Annotated in this window: 21 protein-coding genes; 11 read left to right on the forward strand and 10 right to left on the reverse strand. The window is 67.6% G+C overall.

The window, feature by feature from the left end; genetic code table 11:
• The first annotated feature begins 1 nt into the window (after position 1).
• From uvrC to ppc, 9 genes are all read left to right on the forward strand, one after another.
• On the forward strand, positions 2–1,966 hold the full coding sequence (gene uvrC / locus AAFP30_RS12495) for an excinuclease ABC subunit UvrC (protein ID WP_419230247.1): 1,965 nt from the start codon (positions 2–4) through the stop codon (positions 1,964–1,966).
• Entirely contained in the window at positions 1,959–2,843 is an 885-nt protein-coding gene (rapZ, locus tag AAFP30_RS12500; protein ID WP_419230248.1) for an RNase adapter RapZ, read from the forward strand. Before uvrC ends, rapZ begins: the two co-directional genes overlap by 8 nt.
• Positions 2,844–2,914: 71 nt before the next feature.
• Positions 2,915–3,877, forward strand: coding sequence for a gluconeogenesis factor YvcK family protein (locus AAFP30_RS12505; protein ID WP_419230713.1), 963 nt, complete (start codon positions 2,915–2,917; stop codon positions 3,875–3,877).
• Between the two features lie 39 nt (positions 3,878–3,916).
• A complete protein-coding gene (gene whiA / locus AAFP30_RS12510; RefSeq protein ID WP_419230714.1) occupies positions 3,917–4,894 on the forward strand; it encodes a DNA-binding protein WhiA in 978 nt (325 codons plus the stop codon).
• A 175-nt stretch (positions 4,895–5,069) separates the two neighbouring features.
• Positions 5,070–6,086 (forward strand): type I glyceraldehyde-3-phosphate dehydrogenase, encoded by a 1,017-nt coding sequence (gene gap, locus AAFP30_RS12515; RefSeq protein ID WP_419230249.1) that lies wholly within the window; start codon positions 5,070–5,072, stop codon positions 6,084–6,086.
• A 34-nt stretch (positions 6,087–6,120) separates the two neighbouring features.
• Positions 6,121–7,332: a phosphoglycerate kinase gene (locus tag AAFP30_RS12520; RefSeq protein ID WP_419230250.1), complete on the forward strand. Its 1,212-nt coding sequence runs from the start codon at positions 6,121–6,123 to the stop codon at positions 7,330–7,332.
• Positions 7,329–8,114 (forward strand): triose-phosphate isomerase, encoded by a 786-nt coding sequence (gene tpiA / locus AAFP30_RS12525; RefSeq protein WP_419230251.1) that lies wholly within the window; start codon positions 7,329–7,331, stop codon positions 8,112–8,114. Before AAFP30_RS12520 ends, tpiA begins: the two co-directional genes overlap by 4 nt.
• A 158-nt stretch (positions 8,115–8,272) precedes the next feature.
• Positions 8,273–8,506 (forward strand): preprotein translocase subunit SecG, encoded by a 234-nt coding sequence (gene secG, locus AAFP30_RS12530; protein WP_419230252.1) that lies wholly within the window; start codon positions 8,273–8,275, stop codon positions 8,504–8,506.
• An 88-nt stretch (positions 8,507–8,594) separates the two neighbouring features.
• Positions 8,595–11,447 (forward strand): phosphoenolpyruvate carboxylase, encoded by a 2,853-nt coding sequence (ppc, locus tag AAFP30_RS12535; protein ID WP_419230253.1) that lies wholly within the window; start codon positions 8,595–8,597, stop codon positions 11,445–11,447.
• A 78-nt stretch (positions 11,448–11,525) separates the two neighbouring features.
• Here the strand turns inward: ppc and pgl are convergent, their stop codons facing one another.
• Genes pgl through tkt form a run of 5 tightly spaced genes read right to left on the reverse strand, consistent with a single transcriptional unit; the run spans position 11,526 to position 17,960 of the window.
• Positions 11,526–12,257 (reverse strand): 6-phosphogluconolactonase, encoded by a 732-nt coding sequence (gene pgl / locus AAFP30_RS12540; protein WP_419230715.1) that lies wholly within the window; start codon positions 12,255–12,257, stop codon positions 11,526–11,528.
• Positions 12,257–13,177 (reverse strand): glucose-6-phosphate dehydrogenase assembly protein OpcA, encoded by a 921-nt coding sequence (locus AAFP30_RS12545; RefSeq protein ID WP_419230254.1) that lies wholly within the window; start codon positions 13,175–13,177, stop codon positions 12,257–12,259. The genes pgl and AAFP30_RS12545 overlap by 1 nt, the downstream gene beginning before the upstream one ends.
• Before the next feature lie 30 nt (positions 13,178–13,207).
• A complete protein-coding gene (zwf, locus tag AAFP30_RS12550) occupies positions 13,208–14,746 on the reverse strand; it encodes a glucose-6-phosphate dehydrogenase (protein ID WP_419230255.1) in 1,539 nt (512 codons plus the stop codon).
• A 6-nt stretch (positions 14,747–14,752) separates the two neighbouring features.
• Entirely contained in the window at positions 14,753–15,871 is a 1,119-nt protein-coding gene (gene tal, locus AAFP30_RS12555) for a transaldolase (protein WP_419230256.1), read from the reverse strand.
• A gap of 10 nt (positions 15,872–15,881) precedes the next feature.
• Positions 15,882–17,960, reverse strand: a complete 2,079-nt coding sequence (gene tkt / locus AAFP30_RS12560; RefSeq protein ID WP_419230257.1) for a transketolase — start codon at positions 17,958–17,960, stop codon at positions 15,882–15,884.
• Between the two features lie 197 nt (positions 17,961–18,157).
• Between tkt and AAFP30_RS12565 the strand changes: the two genes are divergently transcribed.
• A complete protein-coding gene (locus AAFP30_RS12565; protein ID WP_419230258.1) occupies positions 18,158–19,126 on the forward strand; it encodes a heme o synthase in 969 nt (322 codons plus the stop codon).
• A 99-nt stretch (positions 19,127–19,225) separates the two neighbouring features.
• On the opposite strand, the gene AAFP30_RS12570 is transcribed toward AAFP30_RS12565, so the two are convergent.
• Positions 19,226–20,191, reverse strand: coding sequence for a quinone oxidoreductase family protein (locus tag AAFP30_RS12570; RefSeq protein WP_419230259.1), 966 nt, complete (start codon positions 20,189–20,191; stop codon positions 19,226–19,228).
• A gap of 74 nt (positions 20,192–20,265) precedes the next feature.
• Between AAFP30_RS12570 and AAFP30_RS12575 the strand changes: the two genes are divergently transcribed.
• Positions 20,266–20,646 (forward strand): hypothetical protein, encoded by a 381-nt coding sequence (locus AAFP30_RS12575; protein WP_419230260.1) that lies wholly within the window; start codon positions 20,266–20,268, stop codon positions 20,644–20,646.
• Positions 20,647–20,679: 33 nt separating this feature from the next.
• Here the strand turns inward: AAFP30_RS12575 and AAFP30_RS12580 are convergent, their stop codons facing one another.
• The 4 genes from AAFP30_RS12580 to mptB form a co-directional block, all read right to left on the reverse strand.
• Entirely contained in the window at positions 20,680–21,678 is a 999-nt protein-coding gene (locus AAFP30_RS12580) for a COX15/CtaA family protein (RefSeq protein ID WP_419230261.1), read from the reverse strand.
• The gene (locus AAFP30_RS12585; RefSeq protein ID WP_419230262.1) at positions 21,675–22,484 is read right to left on the reverse strand and encodes an ABC transporter permease; all 810 of its coding nucleotides are present in this window, start codon (positions 22,482–22,484) and stop codon (positions 21,675–21,677) included. Before AAFP30_RS12585 ends, AAFP30_RS12580 begins: the two co-directional genes overlap by 4 nt.
• Positions 22,481–23,467, reverse strand: coding sequence for an ABC transporter ATP-binding protein (locus AAFP30_RS12590; protein WP_419230263.1), 987 nt, complete (start codon positions 23,465–23,467; stop codon positions 22,481–22,483). The genes AAFP30_RS12585 and AAFP30_RS12590 overlap by 4 nt, the downstream gene beginning before the upstream one ends.
• 62 nt (positions 23,468–23,529) lie before the next feature.
• Positions 23,530–25,329: a polyprenol phosphomannose-dependent alpha 1,6 mannosyltransferase MptB gene (mptB, locus tag AAFP30_RS12595; protein ID WP_419230716.1), complete on the reverse strand. Its 1,800-nt coding sequence runs from the start codon at positions 25,327–25,329 to the stop codon at positions 23,530–23,532.
• Positions 25,330–25,342 lie beyond the last annotated feature (13 nt).

A 25,342-nucleotide genomic window follows, 5' to 3' on the forward strand; every position in this document is an offset into this window, starting at 1 on the left:
CGTGGCCGATCCGACTACCTACCGTCCCGCCGCGGGGACGATCCCGACCGATCCGGGGGTCTATAAATTCCGCGACGGCCATCGGCGGGTCATCTACGTCGGCAAGGCCAAGAACCTGCGATCCCGCCTGACCTCCTACTTCGCCGATCTCGCCTCGCTGCATCCGCGGACCCGCCAGATGGTCACCACCGCCGCGTCGGTGGAGTGGACCGTCGTCGGCACCGAGGTCGAGGCGCTGCAGCTGGAATACAACTGGATCAAGGAGTTCGACCCGCGGTTCAACGTCCGCTACCGCGACGACAAGAGCTACCCGGTGCTCGCGGTCACCCTCAACGAGGAGTACCCGCGGCTGTTCGTCTACCGCGGCCCGCGCCGCCGCGGCGTCCGCTACTTCGGCCCGTATGCCCACGCGTGGGCCATCCGGGAGACGGTCGACCTGCTCACCCGCGTGTTCCCCGCCCGCACGTGCTCGACCGGCGTATTCAAACGCCACCGACAGATCGACCGCCCGTGCCTGCTCGGCTACATCGACAAGTGCGCGGCGCCGTGTGTCGGGCGGGTCAGTGCCGATGAGCACCGCGAGATCGTCGAGGACTTCTGCGACTTCCTGGCCGGCCGCACCGACCAGATGATCCGCCGACTCGAGCGCGACATGACCACCGCCGCCGAGGAATTGGACTTCGAACGGGCTGCCCGGCTACGCGACGACATCTCCGCGATGCGCCGCGCCATGGAGAAGCAGGCGGTGGTCCTCGGCGACGGCACCGACGCCGACGTGGTCGCGATGGTCGGCGACGAACTCGAGGTGTCGGTGCAGGTGTTCCACGTGCGCGGCGGGCGCGTGCGCGGCCAGCGCGGCTGGGTCGTCGAACGCTCCGACGACGACTCGCCCGGCGAGCAGGTGTCGCAGTTCGTCACCCAGTTCTACGGTGCCGAGGTCGACCTCGACGCCACGGTGCCGGTCGACGAGGGACGCGTGCGCAACGACTCGGTGCCGCGGGAGGTGCTGGTGCCGACGCTGCCCGACGACCACGAGGACCTCGGCCAGTGGCTCACCGATCTGCGCGGCAGCAAGGTGGCGTTGCGGGTGCCGCAGCGCGGCGACAAGAAGGCGCTGTTCGAGACTGTCGAACGCAACGCGTCGGAAGCGTTGGCGCAGCACAAGCTTCGTCGCGCCGGTGACCTCACCACCCGCTCGGCGGCGCTGACCGAACTGCAGGAGATGCTCGGTCTCGACCAGGCCCCGCTGCGCATCGAGTGCATCGACATCTCGCACGTGCAGGGCACCGACGTGGTCGCGTCGCTGGTGGTGTTCGAGGACGGTCTGGCGCGCAAGTCGGATTACCGGCACTACTCGATCCGGCAGGCCGCAGGCGAGGGTCGCTCCGACGACGTGGCGTCCATCGCCGAGGTCACCCGCCGCCGATTCTTGCGCCACCGCGCCGACGCGGAAGCCCCGGTGACCGACCCGGAGACCGGGAAGGCCCGCAAATTCGCTTATCCACCAAACCTTTTCGTCGTCGACGGCGGTGCGCCGCAGGTGCATGCGGCGGCCGAGGTGCTCGACGAGCTCGGTGTCACCGATGTCGCCGTGGTCGGGCTGGCCAAGCGCCTCGAAGAGGTGTGGCTGCCCGGCGACGACGACCCGGTGATCCTGCCCCGCACCAGCGAGGCGCTGTTCCTGCTGCAACGGGTCCGCGACGAGGCCCACCGGTTCGCCATCACCTTCCACCGCAGCAAGCGCAGCAAACGGATGACCGAATCGGTCCTCGACGGGGTACCCGGCCTGGGCCGCACTCGCCGCACCGCGCTGGTCACCCACTTCGGTTCGGTCGCGCGGTTGCGGGACGCGTCGATCGAGGACATCTCGGAAGTGCCGGGGATCGGCGCGGCCACCGCTCGCGCCGTGCAGGCGGCGCTCAACCCAGACGAGGAAACCCAACCGATGGAGGTACGGGGTGAGTGATCTGACGGTGTTGTTCGTCACCGGGATGTCGGGGGCCGGGCGGTCGACGGCGGCCAACGTGCTCGAGGACGACGGCTGGTACGTCGCCGACAACGTCCCGCCGACACTGATCTCCACGATGGTCGACCTCGTGCGGGAAAGCGACCCGGCCATCTCCCGGCTGGCCATGGTGATCCGGGCCTCCGACGAATCCATCGGCAGTCAGTTGGACGAGTTGACGTCGTCGCTGGAGGCCTCCGGGGCGATCACCAAGGTGCTGTTCCTCGACGCCAGCGATCACGTGCTGGTGCGCCGTTTCGAGCAGGTGCGCCGCCGGCACCCGCTACAGGGGGACGGCACCCTCATCGACGGAATCGTGGCCGAGCGCACCATCCTCGCGCCCATCAAGAGTTCCGCCGACCTGGTGGTCGAGACGTCGGCGTTGACCGCGGCCAAACTGCGGGAGGTCGTCGAGGGTGCCTACCCGCACTCCGACGACCGGCGGCTGTCGGTGGTGGTGCAGTCCTTCGGTTTCAAGTACGGCGTGCCCATCGACTCCGACCTCGTCGCCGACATGCGATTTCTGCCCAATCCGTACTGGGTGCCCGAACTGCGGGAGCACAATGGTCGCGAGCCGGCCGTGCGTGACTACGTCCTCGGGGCCGCCGAAGCCGACCGCTTCGTGCGCCTGTACCTCGAACTCGTCGACGTCGTGGCCGCCGGGTATCTACGAGAAGGCAAGCGCTACATGACAATCAGCATCGGCTGTACCGGTGGCAAGCATCGCAGCGTCGCGGTCTCCGAAGAGATCGGGCGACGGCTGCGCGAGATGACCGACGACGAGGGGTCCGCGCGCTTCGACGTCCGGGTGATGCACCGGGATCTGGGGCGCGAGTGACCGCGGGTGCCACCCCGCGGCGCATCGTGGCGCTCGGCGGCGGGCACGGGCTCTACGCCACGCTGACCGCGATGCGGTACCTGAGTGCCGACGTCACGGCGGTCGTCACGGTCGCCGACGACGGCGGGTCCTCAGGCCGGTTGCGCGCCGAACTCGGCGTCATCCCGCCCGGCGATCTGCGGATGGCGTTGTCGGCGTTGATGTGTGCCCCGGCCGCGCTCGAGGACCGGTCCACCGCGCCGGGCCGGCTCAACCGCACCGGACACCAGCGCTGGGCGGAGACCTTCCAGCATCGCTTCGGTGGCAGCGGTGCGCTGGCCGGGCATCCGATCGGCAACCTGCTGCTCGCCGGGCTGACCGAGGTGACCGGTGATCCGGTCGCCGCCCTCGACGAACTCATCGACGTCTTCGACATCGACGGCCGGGTGTTGCCGATGTCGACGGTGCCGCTCGAGATCGAGGCCGACGTGTCCGGCCTGGAATCCGATCCGCGGATCAGTCGTTGCATCCGCGGGCAGGTCGCGGTCGCCACGACACCGGGTAAGGTGCGTCGGGTGCGGCTGCTGCCGACCACGCCACCGGCGTGCGACGCGGCCGTCGAGGCGATTCTCGCCGCCGACCTGGTCACCATCGGGCCGGGCTCGTGGTTCTCGAGTGTCATCCCGCACGTGCTCGTGCCCGATCAGCTGAATGCGTTGCGCCGCACCAAGGCTCGCAAGATGCTTTTCGTGAACCTGGCGCCGGAGCTGGGGGAGACGCCGGGTTTTTCGGTGGAACGCCACCTGCACGTGCTGCACGCGCATGCCGATGTGCTGCGCGTCGACGACATCCTCGTCGACGAGGCGTCGGTGCCGGCCGGCCGGGAACGTGAGCACGTGGTGCGCGCGGCGAACCTGTTCGGTGCGCAACTGCACGTCGGAGATCTGGCGGTGCCCGGTCAGCACGTGCACGACCCGGAGAAGATCGCCGCCGTCGTAGCAGAACTGTGCGATGGCGAAGTGAGCCGATACGCTGGCCGGGCGCAGGATTCGTAGAGTGGGGGGCTCGTGACAGGAGGGCAGGGACCGGTGGCGATGACGTCGGCCGTCAAGGATGAACTTTCCCGACTCACCGTGACGCAGGTGAGTTGCCGCAAGGCCGAGGTGTCCGCGTTGCTCCGGTTCGCCGGCGGATTGCACATCGTCGCCGGTCGGGTCGTGGTGGAGGCCGAGGTCGACATGGGCAACGTCGCTCGGCGGCTGCGCCGGGAGATCTTCGACCTCTACGGCTACGGCTCCGACGTGCACGTGCTGCGCAGCGGCGGGATCCGCAAGGGGGCGCGCTACATCGTGCGGGTCACCAAGGACGGCGAGGGACTGGCGCGGCAGACGGGGCTGCTCGATCTGCGCGGCCGCCCGGTGCGCGGACTGCCGGCCCAGGTCGTCGGCGGCAGTGTCGCCGACGCCGAGGCCGCCTGGCGCGGGGCATTCCTGGCGCACGGCTCGCTGACCGAACCCGGCCGCTCCTCGGCACTCGAGGTCAGCTGCCCCGGACCCGAAGCAGCTCTCGCGCTGGTCGGTGCCGCCCGCCGGCTGGGCGTGACCGCCAAGGCGCGTGAGGTCCGCGGGGCCGATCGGGTCGTCATCCGCGACGGGGAGGCCATCGGCGCGCTGCTCACCCGGATGGGTGCCCACGAGACGCGACTCGTGTGGGAAGAACGCCGGATGCGCCGCGAGGTGCGCGCCACCGCCAACCGCCTGGCCAACTTCGACGACGCCAACCTGCGTCGCTCGGCGCGAGCCGCGGTCGCCGCGGCCGCCCGCGTCGAACGCGCCCTGGAGATCCTCGGCGACGAGGTCCCCGACCATCTGGTCGCGGCCGGGCAGCTGCGCGTCACCCATCGGCAGGCGTCACTGGAGGAGCTCGGACAGCTCGCCGACCCGCCGATGACCAAGGACGCCGTCGCCGGCCGCATCCGCCGGCTGTTGTCGATGGCCGACAAGAAGGCCCGCACCGAGGGCATCCCGGACACCGAGTCCGCGGTCACCACCGATCTGCTCGACGACGAGTAGAGAGTTCACCCGCGGTTTACCTGCGGGCGGTCATCCCGAGCCCATTCACCCCTTACGTGCACCCGTCGCGGCGTGTCCTACTAGGCTGTTGGGTGCCGTGGCCGTGTTCGCGACCGAGTGAACGCGCGCCGCGTCCCCGCAGAGCTCGATGAGGAAACCGCTAAGGAGCGCAACAGTGACTGTTCGGGTAGGCGTCAACGGATTCGGCCGGATCGGCCGTAACTTCTTCCGCGCCATTGAGGCACAAAAAGCATTGGGCACCACCGACATCGAGATCGTCGCGGTCAACGACCTGACCGACAACGCGACTCTTGCCCACCTTCTCAAGTTCGACTCGATCCTCGGCCGTCTGCCGCAGGACGTGTCGGTCGACGGCGATTCCATCGTCGTCGGTGACCAGCGCATCAAGGCGCTCGAGGTCCGCGAAGGACCCGCCGCACTGCCGTGGGGCGACCTCGGCGTCGACGTCGTGGTGGAGTCCACCGGTATCTTCACCGCCGCCGAGAAGGCCAAGGGCCACCTCGACGCCGGTGCCAAGAAGGTCATCATCTCCGCGCCGGCCAGCGGCGAGGACATCACGATCGTGATGGGCGTCAACGACGATCAGTACGACGGCAGCCAGAACATCATCTCCAACGCGTCGTGCACCACCAACTGCCTCGGCCCGTTCGCCAAGGTGCTCAACGACGAGTTCGGCATCGTCTCCGGTCTGATGACCACCGTGCACGCCTACACCCAGGACCAGAACCTGCAGGACGGCCCGCACAAGGATCTGCGTCGCGCCCGCGCCGCGGCCATCAACGTCGTCCCGACCTCCACCGGTGCGGCCAAGGCGATCGCCCTGGTCATCCCGGAACTGAAGGGCAAGCTCGACGGCTACGCGCTGCGCGTGCCGATCCCCACCGGATCGGTCACCGACCTGACCGCGGTGCTGGAGAAGAGCGCGACCGTGGACGAGATCAACGCGGCGATGAAGGCCGCCGCCGAGGGTCCGCTCAAGGGCATCCTGAAGTACTACGACGCACCGATCGTGTCGAGCGACATCGTCACCGACCCGCATTCGTCGCTCTACGATGCCGGGCTGACCAAGGTGATCGGTAACCAGGTCAAGGCCGTGTCCTGGTACGACAACGAGTGGGGTTACTCCAACCGTCTCGTCGACCTGACCGGTCTGGTCGGCAAGTCCCTCTGACGCGCGTCAACCCGAACAGGAGACAGATCAGAGCATGGCTGTACCCACACTGAAAGACCTTCTGGACGAAGGCGTTTCGGGTCGGGGCGTACTGGTCCGGTCGGATTTCAACGTGCCGCTCGACGGCACCACGATCACCGACCCGGGCCGCATCCTGGCCTCCCTGCCCACGCTGAACGCGTTGATCGACGCGGGTGCCAAGGTGATCATCACCGCGCATCTGGGCCGACCCAAGGGTGAACCGGATCCGAAATATTCGCTGGCGCCGGTCGCCGCCCGACTGTCGGAAGAGTTGGGCCGCAACGTCCAACTCGCCGGCGACGTGGTGGGCACCGACGCGCTCGCCCGCGCCGAGGGCCTGACCGACGGTGACGTCCTACTGCTGGAGAACGTGCGGTTCGACCCGCGCGAGACCTCCAAGGACGAGGCCGAACGCGAATCGCTGGCCAAGGCGCTGGTCGAACTCGTCGGCGACGACGGAGCTTTCGTCTCGGACGGCTTCGGTGTGGTGCACCGCAAGCAGGCGTCGGTCTACGACGTCGCAAAGCTGTTGCCGCACTACGCCGGCAAGCTCGTCGCGGCCGAGGTGGACGTGCTGGCCAAGCTCACCCACGACGTCAAGCGGCCGTACGCGGTGGTGCTCGGCGGATCGAAGGTCTCGGACAAGCTCGGGGTCATCGAGTCGTTGGCACCCAAGGTCGACACCCTGGTGATCGGCGGCGGTATGGCGTTCACCTTCCTTGCCGCGCAAGGACATTCGGTGGGTACCTCGCTGCTGCAGGAAGACCAGATCGATGTCTGCAAGGATCTGCTGGAGCGCTTCGGCGACGTGATTCGTCTGCCCGTCGACGTGGTGGTGGCCGACAAGTTCGCCGCCGACGCCGAGGCCAAGACGGTGCCGGTCGAGGAGATCCCGGACGGCTGGATGGGTCTGGACATCGGACCGGAGTCGGTCAAGCGGTTCGCCGCGGTCCTCTCCGGTGCCGAGACCGTCTTCTGGAACGGGCCGTCGGGCGTGTTCGAGTTCGAGAAGTTCGCCGCCGGTACCCGCGGGGTGGCCGAGGCGATCGCCGCGACCACCGCCAACGGTGCGTTCACCGTCGTCGGTGGCGGTGACTCCGCCGCCGCGGTGCGCACCCTGGGGTTGCCGGACGACGGCTTCTCGCACATCTCGACCGGCGGCGGTGCGTCGCTGGAATACCTGGAGGGCAAGGAACTGCCCGGACTGAAGGTGCTGGAGTCATGAGCCGCAAACCGCTCATCGCGGGCAACTGGAAGATGAATCTGAATCACCTCGAGGCCATCGCCCTGGTGCAGAAGATCGCGTTCGCGTTGCCGGCGAAGTACTTCGAGAAGGTCGACGTCACGGTCATCCCACCGTTCACCGACATCCGCAGCGTGCAGACCGTCGTCGACGGCGACAAACTCCTGGTCACCTACGGTGCCCAGGATCTGTCCGAGCACGACTCGGGTGCCTACACCGGCGAGATCAGCGGCGCATTCCTGGCCAAGCTGGGCTGCACCTTCGTGGTCGTCGGCCACTCGGAGCGACGCACGATGCATGCGGAGACCGACGAGGTGGTGCTGGCCAAGACCAAGGCTGCGCTCAAGCACGGGCTCACCCCGATCGTCTGCATCGGTGAGGGACTCGACATCCGCGAGGCCGGTGAGCACGTCGACTACAACGTCACGCAGCTCAAGGGATCGCTCGCGGGCCTGAGTGCCGAGGAGATCGGCAAGGTCGTCATCGCCTACGAACCCGTGTGGGCGATCGGCACCGGCCGCGTGGCCAGCGCCGACGACGCGCAGGAGGTGTGCGGGGCCATCCGCAAGACGCTCGCCGAGATCGCCGACGAGGCCACCGCCAACTCGGTGCGGGTGCTCTACGGCGGCTCGGTCAACGCCAAGAACGTCGGCGACATCGTCGGGAAGACCGACGTCGACGGTGCTCTCGTCGGCGGCGCGTCGCTCAAATCGGAGGAGTTCGCAAACCTGTCGGCGATTGCCGCGGGTGGGCCCCTGCCTTGAGCTCCTCGAGCCACGGGCTGGTTTACCTGAGCCCGTCCCCCGATCCCTGAGCCCCGTCGAAGGGCGCGTAGACTGTGGCAGGTTGTGCCTGCTCCCCTTGGGGAGTACGGCGCGACCTGCCACTTTGCCTATCCACGACCGAACAGGACTGACTCGACGTGAAGCTCGCACTCGACATCGGAATCATCATCACCAGCGTGCTGATGGTGGTGCTGGTGTTGCTGCACCGCGGTAAGGGCGGCGGTCTGTCGTCGCTGTTCGGCGGTGGTGTGCAATCGAGCCTGTCCGGCTCGAGTGTCGTGGAGCGCAACCTCGATCGCCTGACGATCTTCGTCGGCATCATCTGGTTCATCCTGATTGTCGCGGTCGGGCTCGACATCAGCCTGGGCTGAGCCGCGCCCGGCGCCGGGAGCGTAGCGAGCGGGCCGAGTCGTCACCGCTCGAGATGCTTCCGGCAGCGAATGCCGGGATACTGGATGGATGAGCGAATCGATATCGCCGGAATCCATCCCCAACGTCGGGGCGCCTGCCTGGCGTCCCAGCATGACCATCGCCGACCACATCGTCATCGACGATGAAGGGCGTGCCCTGACCGAGCCGCTGCGCGAGGACATCCGCCTGCTCGGCGGACTGCTCGGCGACACGGTCCGCGAGCATTCCGGCGATGAGGTTTTCGACATCGTGGAGAACGCGCGGATCGCCGCGTTCAAGGTGCGTCGCGCCGAGATCGATCGCGACGATCTGGCCGACATGTTCACCGACCTCGACATCGACGTCGCCATGCCCGTCATCCGGGCCTTCACCAACTTTGCGCTGCTGGCCAACCTGGCCGAGGACGTGCACCGCGAGCGGCGCCGCGCGATTCACGTGCGGGCCGGCGACCCACCTCAGGACAGCACCCTGGAAGCGACGTACGCGAAACTCGCTGCCGCAGATCTCGACGACGCCGAGGTCGGTCGGGCGCTCGCCGATGCCACGGTGGTCCCGGTGATCACCGCCCATCCCACCGAAACCCGGCGGCGTACCGTCTCCGAGGCGCAGAACCGGATCACCGAACTGCTGCGGTATCGCGAGCGCACCGAACTCACCGACGCGGAGGACGCCGAGGTGCTGCTCCGGCTGCGCCGACAGATCCTGACGCTGTGGCAGACCGCCCTGATCCGTCTGGAACGACTCACCATCCAGGACGAAATCCGTTCCGGGCTGCGATATTACGACGCCTCGTTCTTCGCGGTGGTACCGAAGATCAACACCGGGGTGCGGCACACGCTCACCGCGGCCTATCCGGACGCGGGATTCACCAAGGACCCGATGCTGCGGATGGGATCATGGATCGGCGGCGACCGTGACGGCAACCCCTACGTCACCGACGAGGTCGTCGAATTGGCGACCACCCTCGCCGCGCGCACCGCGGTCGGCCACCACCTGACCCAACTGCATCTGCTCGCCGAGGAACTGAGCATGTCGTCGCGGCTGATGGAGTCCGACGACGCCATCTATGAACTCGCCGGGGTGTCCCCGGATGACCCGAAGGGCGACGAACCCTTCCGGGTTGCGTTGCGCCACATCCGGTCCCGGCTGGTCGCGACCGCGACCGACCTCTTCGGCCCAGAAGTGATGAAGGCGTCCGACCTGTTCCTGCTCGACGGCGCGGAGGCCTACCTCAGCGCCGACGAGTTGCTCGCCGACCTCGACGTCGTCGACGCAGGTCTGCGGTCCACCCACGACGACATCATCGCCGACGACCGGTTGCTCACGCTGCGGGAATCGGTGCGTACCTTCGGTTTTCACCTGTCCGGTCTGGACATGCGGCAGAACTCGGACATGCACGAGGAGGTCGTCGCGGAGTTGCTCGCGTGGGCCGGCGTGCATCCGGACTATGCTTCGCTCGACGAGGCGCAGCGCGTGGAGATCCTCACCACGGAGCTGACCGCGCGGCGGCCGCTGACCCGGCCGGACGCGGAACTTTCCGAGCTGGCCACCAAGGAACTCAACATCGTCCGGGCGGCTGCCGGGGCGATCGCGAAGTTCGGTCCGCAGTCAGTACCGAACTACATCATCAGCATGTGTACGTCAGTGTCGGACATGCTCGAACCGATGATCCTGCTCAAGGAGGCCGGACTCATCGAGGTCGACGGTGAGACCGGCACAGTGTCGTCGACGGTGCGGATCGTGCCGCTCTTCGAGACCATCGAGGATCTGCAGCAGGGCGCCGAGACGCTGCTCGCCGCGCTCGACATCCCGCTCTACCGCGATCTGGTCGACAGCCAGGCCGGCATGCAGGAAGTGATGCTCGGCTACTCGGACTCCAACAAGGACGGCGGCTACATGGCGGCCAACTGGGCGCTGTACCGCGGTGAACTCGACCTGGTGGAGGCAGCGGAGAAGGCCGGAATCCGGTTGCGGCTCTTCCACGGTCGCGGCGGTACCGTCGGCCGCGGCGGTGGTCCGAGCTATGACGCGATCCTCGCGCAGCCGCCGGGCGCGGTGCAGGGCTCGCTGCGGATCACCGAGCAGGGTGAGATCATCGCCGCCAAGTACGCCGAACCCGTTCTTGCCGAACGCAATCTGGAGACGCTGCTGGCCGCGACCATCGAGTCGTCGCTGCTCGATGTAGAAGGTCTCGGCGACGAATCCGACGACGCGTACACCAACATGGACGAGATCGCGGCGTTGGCCCGCGCTGCCTACAGTCGGTTGGTGCACGAAACCCCGGGATTCGTCGAGTATTTCACCTCATCGACCCCGCTCTCGGAGATCGGTGCGCTCAACATCGGCAGCCGTCCCGCCTCCCGCAAACAGACCGAGAAGATCTCCGACCTCCGCGCGATTCCGTGGGTGCTGTCCTGGACACAATCCCGCGTCATGCTGCCCGGCTGGTACGGCACCGGCTCGGCGTTTGAGGAGTGGATCGGCGACGACGCGGCGCGGCTGGAAACCCTGCAGCGCTACTACGAGAAGTGGCCGTTCTTCCGGACCGTCATGTCGAACATGGCGCAGGTGCTCGCCAAGTCCGACATGGGACTCGCGCACCGCTACGCCCAGCTCGTCGAGGATGTGGAGTTGCGCGACACCGTGTTCGGCATGATCGTCGAGGAGCACGAGCGCACCATCGCCATGTATTCGAAGATCACCGGCACCGAGGACCTGCTCGCCGACAACTCCGCGCTGAAACGATCCGTCTACAACCGCTTCCCGTATCTCGAGCCGCTCAACCTACTGCAGGTGGAACTGCTACGCCGCTTCCGGGCCGGCGACGACGTGCCGCGAGTGCGGCGGGGGATTCAGCTCACCATGAACGGGTTGGCCACGGCGTTGCGGAACAGTGGGTAGTACGCCCGTCCCACGCCCACAGCAACCTAGCGTTCAGCAACCTAGCGTTCGTGCTGGGCGCGTTGGGTGGGTGGGTGGTTACAGCTTGGACGCTGCGCTCTTGTCCAGGAACCACACCGTTTCGTCGGTGCCGTGGGCTCCGGCGCAGGGCCAATCGTTCGCGTGGGCGCCGGTGTGGGCGGCGGCGACGGCCTCGGCCTTGTCGTCGCCGGCCACCAGGAACCACACTGACTTGCTGCGGTTGACCGCGGGCAGGGTGAGAGTGATCCGACGGGGCGGGGGTTTGGGGGAGTCCTCCACGGCGACAACCGTTTTCTCTGCCTCCGCGGTCGCGGGGGTGTGCGGGAAGAGGGAGTTGATGTGGCCTTCGCCGCCCATGCCGAGCAGGTGCAGGTCGAAGTGGGGGACACCGCCGGAACCGACGTCGAAGAGGACCTGGGCATAGGCGGCGGCCGCGGCGTCGATGTCGTCGCCGAACTCGCCGTCCGACGGCGCCATCACGTGCACGCGAGTCGGGTCGACCGGCACCTTGTCGAGGAGTGCCTCCCGCGCCTGCCGCGAGTTGCGTTCCGGGTCGTCGGCGGGCACGAAACGGTCGTCGCCCCAGAACAATTCGACGCGACTCCAGTCGATGCTGCCGCTGTCCGCGGCGAGCGCCTCGAGGATCGCGATGCCGTTGCTGCCGCCGGTCAGCACCACCGACGCGATCCCGCGCTCGGTTTGGGCGCGGGTGACCAGATCGATGAAACGCGTTGCCGCGGTGTCGACGAGCTGCTTCTTGTCGTCGAAGACCAGGGTTTCGGGCACCATCATGCGCTCGCTTTCTCTTCGGACTCGACTTCGGTCACGCCCCGCAGGGCGTGGGCATAGATCTCGTCGAGATCCAGCCGCCGCAATTCCTCCGACAACAGCATCGGGAGGTCTCGGTGGCTCACGGCCACCCGGCCGTCCGGCTTGCCCGGGGTCGTCAGCACCGCATTGTTGTTGCCGTCCACCGCGAGAACGGTTGGTCCCTCGTCGCGGATCAACCGCACCTCGAAGCTGCCGACGCGACGCTTGGTCGGCACCTTGAGCGCCCATCGCAGCCAGCCGGCCAACAGGTCCACGCTCGGCGACTGGCACGGTCCGGTGACTTCCACCGCGGTGACCGGGGTGTGCGGCGGGCGATCCATCGCGGAGGCGAGTAGTGCGCGCCAGTGGGTGATCTGGGTCCAGGCGAGGTCGGAATCGCCGGGGGCGTACGTCGCAAGGCGGCGCGCGAGAACGGTTTCCGGTTCGGTCGACTTGTTTGCGTCGAGGATGCGCCGACGTCCCAGTGTGCCCATCGAGTTCGTCGCGGGGTTCTCCGGTGCCGCACCCGGCCACCAGGTGACCACCGGTGTGTCGGGGAGCAGGAACGGCATGACCACCGAGCGTGGATGGTTGGCCAGATCGCCCTCGAGTGCCAGCACCACGACCTCTGACGCGCCGGCGTCCCCGCCCACCCGGATCTCGGCGTCGAGTCGGGACTCGCCGTCGCGAGATCCCATCGCCACCACGATCACTCGGCTCGGATGCTCACTGCTGGCGCCAATCGCCGCTTCGATGGCGCCCTCGGTGGGTTCACCGCGATGCGCGACGACGACCAGGGTCAGCACCCGGCCCAGGCTGATCGCCCCGCCCGATTCACGCACCTCGACGATCTTCTTCGCCACCGCATTGGTTGTGGTGTCGGACAACTCGACAATCATTGTGCGCCAACCTGTCTCATCGGGGTGAACTCATGGTCGGCGCCAGGAGCGACCGACGCGTTCCATCATCTCGTCGGCCGAGGCCGGCCCCCACGTGCCGGACTCGTAGGTGTCGGGCTTGCCCGCTGCCGCCCAGTGCTCGATCACCGGATCGAGGATCTCCCAGGACAATTCGACCTCGTCGTTGACCGGGAACAGCGACGGCTCGCCGAGTAGCACGTCGAGGATCAGTCGCTCGTACGCCTCTGGCGACGCCTCGGTGAATGCGGTCCCGTAGCTGAAGTCCATGTTGACGTCTCGGACTTCCATATGGGACGCAGGAACTTTCGAGCCGAAGCGCAAGGTGATACCCTCATCCGGCTGTACCCGGATGACCAGGGCGTTCTGGCTGAGTTCCTCGGTCATCGTTGCGTCGAACGGCAGATGCGGTGCCCGCTTGAAGACCAGGGCGATCTCGGTCACCCTGCGGCCCAGACGTTTTCCGGTACGCAGGTAGAACGGCACACCCGCCCAGCGGCGTGAGTCGACCTCGAGCGCGATGGCTGCGAATGTCTCCGTGGCGGAGTCCGTGGAGAAGCCCTCTTCGTCCAGCAGGCCCGGGACCTTGTCGCTGCCCTGCCATCCGGGTCCGTACTGGCCGCGCGCGGTGTTCTCCTCGAGCGGGCCGATGTTGCGGGTGGCGGCCAGGACCTTGATCTTCTCGGCCTGTAACTGCTTGGGCTCGAACGAGATCGGTTCCTCCATCGCCACCAGTGCCATCAACTGCAGCAGATGGTTCTGGATGACGTCGCGGGCGGCGCCGATGCCGTCGTAGTAGCCGGCGCGACCACCGAGGCCGATGTCCTCGGCCATGGTGATCTGCACATGATCGACGTAATGCGAACTCCACAGCGGATCGAACAGCTGGTTGGCGAACCGCAACGCCAGGATGTTCTGCACCGTCTCCTTGCCGAGATAGTGGTCGATGCGGAACACCGACGACTCGGGGAAGACGCTGTTGACGATGGCGTTGAGTTCCTTGGCCGATTCGAGGTTGTGGCCGAACGGCTTCTCGATCACCACCCGGCGCCAGTGGTCGTCCTTCTTCGCGGTCGCGAGCCCGCTCCGGTGCAGTTGCTCGCAGACGGTGGGGAAGGCCTTCGGCGGAACCGACAGGTAGAACGCGTGATTGCCGTCGGTGCCGCGTTCGGTGTCGAGCTTGGCCAGGGTGTCGGCGAGCCGATCGAACGCGGCGTCGTCGTTGAACGACCCCTGCACGAACCGGAATCCCTCGGCGAGACGTTCCCACACCTCTTCGCGGAAGCCGGTTCGGGCATGGTCGCGGACGGCGTCGTGCACGATTTTGGCGAAATCGTCGTCGTCCCAATCCCGTCGGGCGAACCCGACCAGCGCGAACGACGGCGGCAGCAGACCGCGGTTGGCGAGGTCGTAGACGGCCGGCATCAGTTTCTTGCGCGCCAGGTCACCCGTCACGCCGAAGATGATGAGACTGCACGGCCCCGCGATCCGCGGCAGGCGCTTGTCGCGGGGGTCGCGAAGTGGATTGGACCAGCCGACGCTGTCCGGCAACTCCGGTCAGCCCTTCGCGGCGTTCAGCTGCTCGGATGTGGCCTGCAGCAACTCGTTCCAGGCGTCCTCGAACTTCTGCACACCCTCGTCCTCGAGGACGACGAACACGTCCGCGAGGTCGACACCCTGTGCGGCGATCGCGTCGAACTCCTCCTGCGATTGCGCGGTGGTGCCGACGATGGAACTGGTGTTGACCCAGCCGTGGTCGGCGAAGGCGTCCATCGTCTTGCCCGGCATGGTGTTGACCGTGTTGGGCGCGACGAGCTCGCTGACGTAGAGGGTGTCGGGGTAGTCGGCGTTCTTGGTGCCGGTGGACGCCCACAGCGGACGCTGCGGCCGCGCGCCCTGCGCGAGCAGGTCCGGGAACCGCGATTCGACCTCGAACACCTGCTGGTAGGCGTGGTACGCGAGGCGGGCGTTGGCCAGTCCGGCCTTGCCCTTGAGCGCGACGGCCTCGGGCGTGCCGATGGCGTCGAGGCGGTTGTCGATCTCGGTGTCCACGCGGGAGACGAAGAACGACGCCACCGAGTGGATGCGGGAGATGTCGTGGCCGGCCTGGGCGGCGGCGTCGAGGCCGTCGAGGTAGGCGTCCATCACGCCCTGATACCGCTCGACCGAGAAGATCAGGGTGACGTTGACGCTGATGCCCTCGGCCAGCGTCCGGGTGATCGCCGGCAGGCCCGCCTTGGTGGCCGGGATCTTGATCAGCAGGTTCGGACGGTCGACGATCTTCCACAGTTCGACGGCCTGGGCGACGGTGGCGTCGGTGTCGTGCGCCAGACGCGGGTCGACCTCGATCGACACGCGGCCGTCGACGCCGTCGGACTCCTCGAAGACCGGCGCGAGGACATCACAGGCGTTGCGCACGTCGTCGGTGGTGACCGTGCGGATGGTGGCATCCACGTCGGCGCCACGCGCGGCCAGCTCGGACACCTGCGCGTCGTAGCTGGTGCCCTTGGACAGGGCCGCCTGGAAGATCGACGGGTTGGTGGTCACGCCGACCACGGATTTGGTGTCGATCAGGTTCTTCAGGTCACCGGATGAGATGAGGTCTCGGGACAGATCGTCGAGCCACACCGACACTCCGGCATCGGACAGTTCAGCGAGCTTCTCGTTCTGGGTCACGATGGTCTCCTTACTTGTTGACGACACCCTCGGCGGCGGCGGTGACCGCTTCTGCCGTGATGCCGAATTCCTGATAGAGGACCTTGTAGTCGGCGGATGCGCCGAAATGGTCCAACGAGACGATGGCGCCGGTGTCGCCGACGATGCGGTACCACGGCATCGCGATGCCGGCCTCCACCGAGACCTTCGGCACCGACGGCGGCAGCACCGCGTCCCGGTAGGCCTGGTCCTGCTCGAAGAACCACTCGAAGCATGGCATCGACACCACGCGTGCGGTGATTCCCTTGTCGGACAGGGTCTTCTGCGCCTCGACGGCGAGGTACACCTCGGAGCCGGTACCGATCAGGATCACGTCGGGCTCGGCGTCGGTGCCGACCAGGGTGTAGGCACCCTTGGCCACGCCGTCGGCGCTGGTGCCCTCGAGGATCGGCACGTTCTGCCGCGTCAGAGCGAGTCCGACCGGGTTGCGACGACGCCCGAGCAGGGTCTGCCAGGCGGCGGCGGTCTCGTTGGCGTCGGCAGGGCGCACCACGTCGAGGTGCGGGATGGCGCGCAGCGCGGCGAGATGCTCGACGGGCTGATGGGTCGGGCCGTCCTCGCCGAGGCCGATGGAGTCGTGGGTCCAGACGTAGATCGGGTCGATCTCCATCAACGACGCCAGTCGCACCGCGGGACGCATGTAGTCGGAGAACTGCAGGAACGTGCCGCCGTAGGCGCGGGTCGGGCCGTGCAGGGCGATGCCGGAGAGGATCGCGCCCATCGCATGCTCACGGATACCGAAGTGCAGGGTGCGGCCGTACGGATTGGCCGACCACTTCTTGGTGGAGATCGACGTCGGGCCGAACGACGCGGCGTCGTCCATGGTGGTGTTGTTCGAGCCGGCGAGGTCGGCCGAACCGCCCCACAGTTCCGGCAGCACCGCGCCCAGTGCACTGAGCACCTTGCCGGATGCGGCGCGGGTGGCGACGTCCTTGTCGCCCGGCGACCAGGACGGCAGCACCTCGGTCCAGCCGTCGGGCAGCTCGTGCGCCTGCAGGCGGTCGAACAGTGCCTTGTGGGTGGTGTTGGTCTCGGCCCACGCGTCGAAGTTCTTCTGCCACTTGGCCTTTGCCGCCGCACCACGCTCGGCGAGCTTGCGGGTGTGGCCGATCACCTCATCGGAGACCTCGAAGTTCTTGTCCGGGTCGAAGCCGAGGATCTTCTTCGTCTCGGCAACCTCGTCGTCGCCGAGCGCGGCACCGTGGGCGGAACCGGTGTTCATCTTGGTCGGTGCCGGGTAACCGATGATGGTGCGCAGGCAGATGATCGACGGCTTGTCGATGACCGCCTTGGCGGCCTCGATCGCGGCCTCGATCGCCACGACGTCCTCGCCGCCCTCGACGGTCTGCACATGCCAGCCGTAGGCCTCGTAGCGGGCGGCGACGTTCTCGCTCAACGCGATGTCGGTGTCGTCCTCGATGGAGATCTGGTTCTGGTCGTAGAACACGATCAGGTTGCCCAGTTCCTGGGTGCCGGCCAACGACGACGCTTCCGACGTGACGCCTTCTTCGATGTCGCCGTCGGAGGCGATGACGTAGATGTGGTGGTCGAACGGCGACTGTCCGGCGGGGGTGTCCGGATCGAACAGACCACGCTCATAGCGCGACGCCATACTCATACCGACCGCCGACCCCAGACCCTGGCCCAGCGGCCCGGTGGTGATCTCCACGCCCCGGGTGTGGCGGAACTCCGGGTGTCCGGGGGTCAGCGAATTCCAGGTGCGCAGCGCCTCGATGTCGGGCAGTTCGAGTCCGAAGCCGCCGAGATAGAGCTGGATGTAAAGCGTGAGGCTGGAGTGGCCGCAGGACAGCACGAAGCGGTCACGCCCCACCCAGTCGGTGTCGGTGGGGTCGTGGCGCATCACGCGCTGGAACAGGGTGTAGGCCAGCGGGGCGAGGCTCATCGCGGTGCCCGGGTGGCCGCTGCCGCATCTCTGCACGGCATCGGCGGCGAGCAGGCGCGCGGTGTCCACCGCGCGGGTGTCGGTGTCGGTCCAGTCGTCGGGGTAAACCGGTTTGGTCAACGCGCGGATGTCATCGGTGAGCGCCACGGTGGTGCTGTCTCCTGTGCTTGGTCGGTGCGGGGGATGGACCGTCGGGTCATCACAGCTACGCGGTCCAGAGTAGTGTGCCGACGGTCATCCGGCTGCGACGGCCTCGATTCTCCGATCGCCGAGGGCACGGTCTACCATCGTCCGTAGTAGCCCGCGAGGGCAGACGAGGAGTGGCAGTGAGGATAGGGGAGCGTGTGAGCGGAGATCTGTCCGCCGCATCCCAGGGCACCTCGGACGGTTCGGCTGCGGCATCGCAATCACTGCTCGCGCGGTCGCGCGCGACGGTCTTGGCCTATATCGCGCTGACCAAGCCGCGGGTCATCGAACTTCTGTTGGTCGCCACCATCCCGGTGATGCTGCAGGCCGACCGCGGGCACGTCGACATCGCGCTGATCGCCTTCACGCTCATCGGCGGCTGGCTCGGCGCGGGCAGTGCCAACACACTCAACATGGTCGCCGACGCCGACATCGACCAGAAGATGAAGCGCACCGCGCGTCGTCCGCTGGCCCGGCATGCCGTGTCCACGCGTGCCGCACTGATCTTCGGGATCGTGCTGTGGCTGGCCTCATTCGCGGTGCTGTGGACGGCGGCCAACCTGCTCAGCGCGTTGTTGGTCACCGCGACGATCGCCTTCTACGTCGGCGTCTACACGATGATCCTCAAGCGCCGCACCTGGCAGAACGTGGTGTGGGGCGGTGCGGCGGGCTGCATGCCGACCCTCGTCGGGTGGGCTGCGGTGACGGGCAGCATCAGCTGGCAGCCGATCGTGTTGTTCCTGGTCATCTTCTTCTGGACGCCGCCGCACACCTGGGCGCTGGCGATGCGCTACAAGGAGGACTACAAGGCCGCAGGTGTGCCGATGCTCCCGGTGATCGCCACCGAGGAGCGCGTCACCCGGCAGATGCTCGTCTACACGTGGCTCACCGTTGTCAGCTCGTTGGTTCTGATCATCGGGGCGAGCTGGATCTATCTGGCGGTGGCCGTGCTCGCCGGTGCCTGGTTCCTGTCCCGCGTACACAAGCTGTACCGCGAGACCCGCGCCGGTGCCGAGGTGGCACCGCTCAAGGTCTTCCTGCAGTCCAACGAATATCTGGCCATCCTCTTCTGCGGCCTGGCCATCGACGCGGTGGTCAACCTGCCGACGATCGCCAGCTACTTCTGACTCGGGAAAACCCGAGCTGACGTCGCATGCGACCTCGTCTCGAAACATCGACGTCAGCTGACATCGCGCAACCGAGACGACGTCGCATGCGACCTTCGGTCAGGGGACGAGGACCGTCGCGCCGGTCGTCGCGCGAGACTCCAGATCCGTGTGTGCCTGTGCGGCGTCGCTCAGCGGGTAGTGCTGTCCGACGCGGACGTCGACCTGTCCATCGGCGACGACCCCCAGGTACTCGCCGGCCCGCCACCGTAGTTCCGCCGGATCGGCGACGAAGTGTGCGAGCGTCGGGCGTGTTACCGACAGTGAGCCGGCCGGATTGAGGCGCTGCAGATCGAACGGCGGCACCGGACCCGAAGACGCGCCGAACAGCACAACGATCCCGCGTACCGCGGACGCGGCCAGCGACTGCTCGAAGGTGTCGGCGCCCACGCCGTCATAGACAACCGGAACACCGCGGCCGTCGGTCAGTTCACGGACCCGCTCGGCGAGGTCGTCGCCGTAGCGCAGCACGTGATCGGCGCCGGCATCGGTGGATAGCGCTTCTTTCTCATCGTTGGACACCGTGGTGATCACCCGGATACCGCGCAGCTTGGCCAGACGCGTCAGGATCAGGCCCACCCCACCTGCGCCGGCGTGGATGAGCACGGTGTCGCCCTCTTTCGGGTGGGCGCTGCCGTCGAGCAGGTAGTGCGCGGTCAGACCGCGCAGCATCGCCGAGCCGGCGACGTCGTCGGGCACCCCGTCCGGGACGGGTACCGCGCGGGTGGCCTTGACGGCCACCAGTTCGGCATAGCTGGCTTGCGAGTCCACCCAGCACACCCGGTCGCCGACCGCGTGCGACGTGACATCGCCGCCCACCGCGACCACCTCACCGGCACCCTCGATGCCCGGGACGTAAGGCGGAGTGGACGGATACATGCCGCGGCGGAAGTACGTGTCGATGAAGTTGACGCCGATCGCCGTCGTCTTGACGAGCACCTCGTCGGGTGCGGGGATCGGATCGTCGACGGTTCCGAACTCGAGAACCTCGGGGCCACCATGTCGAACAACCTGAATTGCGCGCATGGGACTGTTCTACACGCTCCGTCAGGGTGGTCGTGACGCGATCGCCCGATGGCCGATCGGTATGCTCAACACCCATGAGCGAAGAGCCGACCACGGAATCCACCGACGCACCGAAGTCGACCCCGGTGGTCGCCCCCGACGACGTCGTTTCCTCGATCAAGGGTTTCATCTCCCGTGAGGGTGGGTCGGCGAAGGCCGTGTTGCAGCCGATCGGCGCTGCCGGTGTGCGAATCACGCTGGTGGGGGAGTCCGGCGGGATCCTGGGCGACCGCGTGGTACCCGATACCGCCACCGCAGAGGCTGTCGTGAACGCCGTCGAGGGCCTCGAGACCGCCGAGTGGGACCGCGACCTCACCTCGGCCGCCAACGTCAAGGAGTCGCACTACCGCAAGATGGCCGGCTGGGTCGCGGGGCAGAAGCGGTTTCCGAAGGCGCGGAACAGCGCGATTCTCTGAGCCGCTGTCAACGCTCTTTGGCCCGGTTGCTGATTAACGCTCTTTGGCCCGGTTGCTGGTTATTGTCCCGAACTCCAAGACCAGCTTTGTTGCGCCGATGAGCAGCAGTGCGCTGACGGTCATGTGGATGATGACCAGCAGGATCGGTAGGTCGGTGTTGTACTGCACGACACCGACGACGCCCTGCAGGGCGAGCAGGCCGATGAACCGGTAGGCGGTGCGTCGGGCGGGGAGATCCATGACATGGGTGAACACCGCGATCGCCACCGACAGACCGATCAGCACGAACACCGCGTCGGCGTGGAGCTGGGTGGCGTTGTCCGGCGCGAGACCGTTGCGGGGGGCTTCGGCGTCGCCGGCGTGCGGACCCGATCCGGTCACCACCGTGCCGAGATAGATCGCGGCCCAGGTGACGAGGTACTGCAGCCAGGCCAGTACGCGGCCGAGGCGGAGTGCTCGGGTTGGTGTCGGTGCCGGCGCGGCATCGGGGCGTAGTCGGTAGACCAGCACGGTCGCCCCGGAGACCAGCACCATCGACAAAACGAAGTGCAGCGAGACGACCCAGGGATTCAGCTTGGTGAGCACGGTGATGCCGCCGATGACGCCCTGGAATGGGATACCCAGCGCCAGCAGCGTCACCAGCCACCGGTCGCGGCGCGTCGACCCGGCGCGGCGAAACACTGCGATCCACGTGGCGATCGCGACGATGATCAGCACCCACGTGAGCATGCGGTTGCCGAACTCGATCGCACCGTGCCAACCGAGGGCTTCGTGGGGGACGAACGAGTCGTCGGTGCACCGCGGCCAGGTGGGGCAGCCGAGGCCGGAACCGGTCAGGCGCACCGCGCCGCCGGTGGCGACGATGCCGACATTGGCGACCAGCAGGGCGATGGCCCACCAGTAGGTGAACCGCGCGGTCGGCCGGCCGAAGCCGGGGATGCGGTCGAATCGACCGGTCCGTGCGGGCTCGACCGCGGCTGCGCTGGCCGTGGACGACGTAGGAGAAGAAGACGTCGGAGAAGAAGCTGTCATTCGAACCGGAACCACCTCACTGCCAGTGCACCGGCGGCCGCCGCCCACACCAGCAACACCACAATGCCGAACACATCCACGGACCCGTGCGTCGCCTGATCGAGCGCTTCGGTCAACGCTCCCGACGGCAGACACCGGGCGATCCAGGCCACCGCGGCCGGTACCCGATCACCCATCACCACGAGGCTGCCGACCCCGACGAGCGCGAACCAGAGCAGGTTCGCCAACGCCAGCACCACCTCCGCCTTGAGCGTGCCGCCCAGCAGTAGTCCCAGCGCCGAGAAGGTCGTGGTCCCCAACGCGATGATGAGCATCCCGAGCAGCAACCCCCACGCGACCGGATGCCAGCCGAAGGCGAAGCCGATGCCGCCGATGATCGCCGCCTGCAGCACCACGACGATGGCCACCGCGATGGATTTGCCCGCGATGATGCCCCACCGCGGAATCGGGGTTGCGCCAAGCCTTTTCAGTGCCCCGTAGCGCCGATCGAAGCCCACGGCGATGGCCTGTCCGGTGAATGCGGTGGACATGACCGCCACGGTCATGATCGCGGGGACGAAGGTGGCCGCGCGTTCGGCGGTCGTCGTACCGAGTCCGGTGTCGACGGGAAGTAGGCACAGGCCGATCAGCAGCGTGATCGGGATGAACATCGTCAGCAACAACTGTTCGCCGTTGCGCAGTAGCAGGGTCAGTTCCATCCGCGTCTGCGCGGCGATGATCGCCGGTAGCGACGCGGCCTGCGGGCGTGGGGTGAAGGTGCCGGGCGCGAACCGATTCTCGGCAGGGGGTAAAGCGGCCTGGGTCATGAACGCAGCGTCCGTCCGGTGAGGTCGAGGAAGACGTCGGAGAGGCTGCGGGTCTCGACCCGCAGATCGGTGGCCAACACGTCGATCTTGGCGCACCACGCGGTCACCGTCGCGAGTACCTGCGGCGTCACCTTGCCGCCGACCAGATAGGTGCCCGGGCTCGTCTCGGTGCACCGATAGTCCTCGGGCAGGGCGAGCAGCAGTAGTGACAGATCGAGTCCGCGGGGCGCGGAGAAACGCAGCTCGTTCTCGGCGCCGCGACTGGTCAGGTCGGCCGGGGTTCCTGCGGCGACGACCCGTCCGTGGTCGATGATGACGACCTGATCGGCGAGTTCCTCCGCCTCGTCCATCAGATGGGTGGTCAACAGCACCGAGACACCGTCACCGCGCAAGCGGTCGATCAGTTCCCACACCATGATCCGGGCGTGGGCGTCCAGACCGGCGGTCGGTTCGTCGAGGAACACCAGCTCGGGGCGTCCGACGATGGCGCACGCGAGCGAGAGTCGTTGTTGTTGTCCGCCGGAGAGCCTCCGGTACGGGGTGCGGGCCGCGTCGGTGAGACCGAGCGCGCCCAGCAGCCAGGTCGGGTCGATCGGGTCGGCGCTGTAGGCGGCGCACAGCCGCAGCATCTCCTCGGCGCGCGCTCCCGGGTAGGCGCCCCCGCCCTGCAGCATCACGCCGATGCGTCGTCGCAGTTGATCGTTGTCGGCGATGGGATCGAGACCCAGGACCCGCACGGTCCCCGCGTCGGCGGTGCCGAAGCCCTCGCAGATCTCGACGGTGGTCGTCTTGCCTGCACCGTTGGGGCCGAGCAGCGCGAGCACGGTACCGGTGGCGAGCTCCAGATCCAGGCCGTCGACGGCGGTGCGATCCCCGTACCGCTTGATCAGACCGCGGACCGACAGTGCCGGTGAGTCGCCGCGAGGATGATCGGGTCGTCGATCATCGTCGTGGTACCGCTCTGGGGTGGTCGTGCCGCGCACATGGCCAGACTATGCGGTCGCGGCCACGGTCCAAAAACCCGTGGACGCTGCTGCGACGTCGGTCACTCGGCGTCGACGCGCGCGACGTCCGGTTTGCGCTCTTGCGGCGGGTCGGCGTCGGCGGTACCGCGGCGGTTGCGCCACCAGCGGTGGATCGGCAGGTCCTCGAAGAACAGGGCGGTCATCACCGCGACCATGATCACCCCGGCCAGCAGGCCCTGCGCGAGTACGACGCCGCTGGTGTTGGAGCTGGTGGGCATCACGACGATGGCGATGATCGCCGACACCGCGATCGTCGTCAGCCGGAACCACGGCCGGGTGGCCCATGCCGCCAGCGGGATGACCGCCCACAGCAGATACCAGGCCTGCACGAACGGCAGGAATACCACCACAGTGGCCATCGACACCCCGAGCGCACCCAACGGATGCAGTCGGCCGGCGAGGCACGCCAGCATCCACCGCACGATGAACACAGCCGCGACCAGCTCTCCGAGCGGACGCCCGACCTCGAGGATGGCCTGCGTCTGATCGCCGAGGCCCAGCAGCAACGCGAGCCTACCGGTGGTCACCGACAACAACGTCGGCATCGACATCCAGGACCGCACCACGTCGCCGGTGGACAGTGTCTTGGTCCAGCCGAAGCCGAGTCCGGTCCCGGCGCTGATCACACCCATCACGACGATGAGGACGATGCCGAGGAACGCACCCGACGCGGCGAGCGCGGCCACCGACCGACGCGACCTTTGCCACCACTCGCCGATCGGGGCATGGCGCAGCGCGGGCAGCGTCGCACCCCAGCGTTGGGCGAGCGCGATCCCGATGAAGCCCAGCGCGAGCATCGAGGTGACCTTGACCATCGCCGACGCCGACATCACCGCCGCGCCCGCGATCAGCGTCCAGCCGGCCGCCGACGGCCACATGCTCCCGGGTTTGCGCAGCCGGTCGCTGGAGTAGATGGCCCGGAAGCAGAGTTCGAGACCGACGAGCATCAGGCCGAGCATCAGCGCCTCGTTGTGGATGCCGCCGACCAGATGCAGGATGAGCAGCGGATTCATCGCGCCCAGCCACAGCGCCGCCACCGACGACACCCCGCAGCGCCGGGCGAGTCGCGGTAACGCCCACACGATCAGCGCGATCCCGAACAGGGCGAGCAGTCGGTGCAAGAAGATCGCGGCGGTGATGTTGTCGCCGGTCACCGCAGTGATGCCCTTGCCGAGCCACAGGAACAGCGGACCGTAGGGGGCCGGGGTGTCCCGCCACAGATTGGGTACCGAGCGGGTCAGCACATCGTTGACGCCGAGCCCGCGGACCGGGCTGATCACGTACGGGTCCATGCCACGGTGCGCGATCGCCGATTGCGCCAGGTAGGAGTAGATGTCTTTGGACAGCAGCGGCGGCGCGATGATGATCGGCGCGATCCAGAGCATCAGGGTGCGGTCGGCCTGCCGACGCGTCATCCGCCGCTGCGGGCTGCGTCCGTTGAGCACCTCGACGCTGAAGCGGCCGACGGCGAACCGTCCGATCAACAGCCACGCGACGACCAGCATGATGGTGCCGCCGATGGACAGCGTCAGCGCGGTGCTCCACATCCGCGACGGCAACGAGAGCACGCGGACTCCGGCGATCGGATTCTGCAGCACCGGGATCTGGCCGGTGCCCAACGAACCGATCAGCATCAGGACCGAGCCGGTCGCGCCGAACAGCTTGATCCGGGTGAGCCGCGAGTTCTCCTGATCGTTGAGTGGCCCGACCTCACGCTCGTCGTCGTGCAGCCGGGCGACCGCCTTGCCGTAGTCGCCCCGACGCTGATCGCCGCGATCGGGCCGGGGACGCGACGGGGTCAGTCCGAGGTAATCGCGCATTGAGCGCAGGCGC

Origin of the sequence: Gordonia sp. CPCC 205515 (assembly GCF_048537925.1) — a bacterium.
Classification (GTDB): Bacteria; Actinomycetota; Actinomycetes; order Mycobacteriales; family Mycobacteriaceae; genus Gordonia.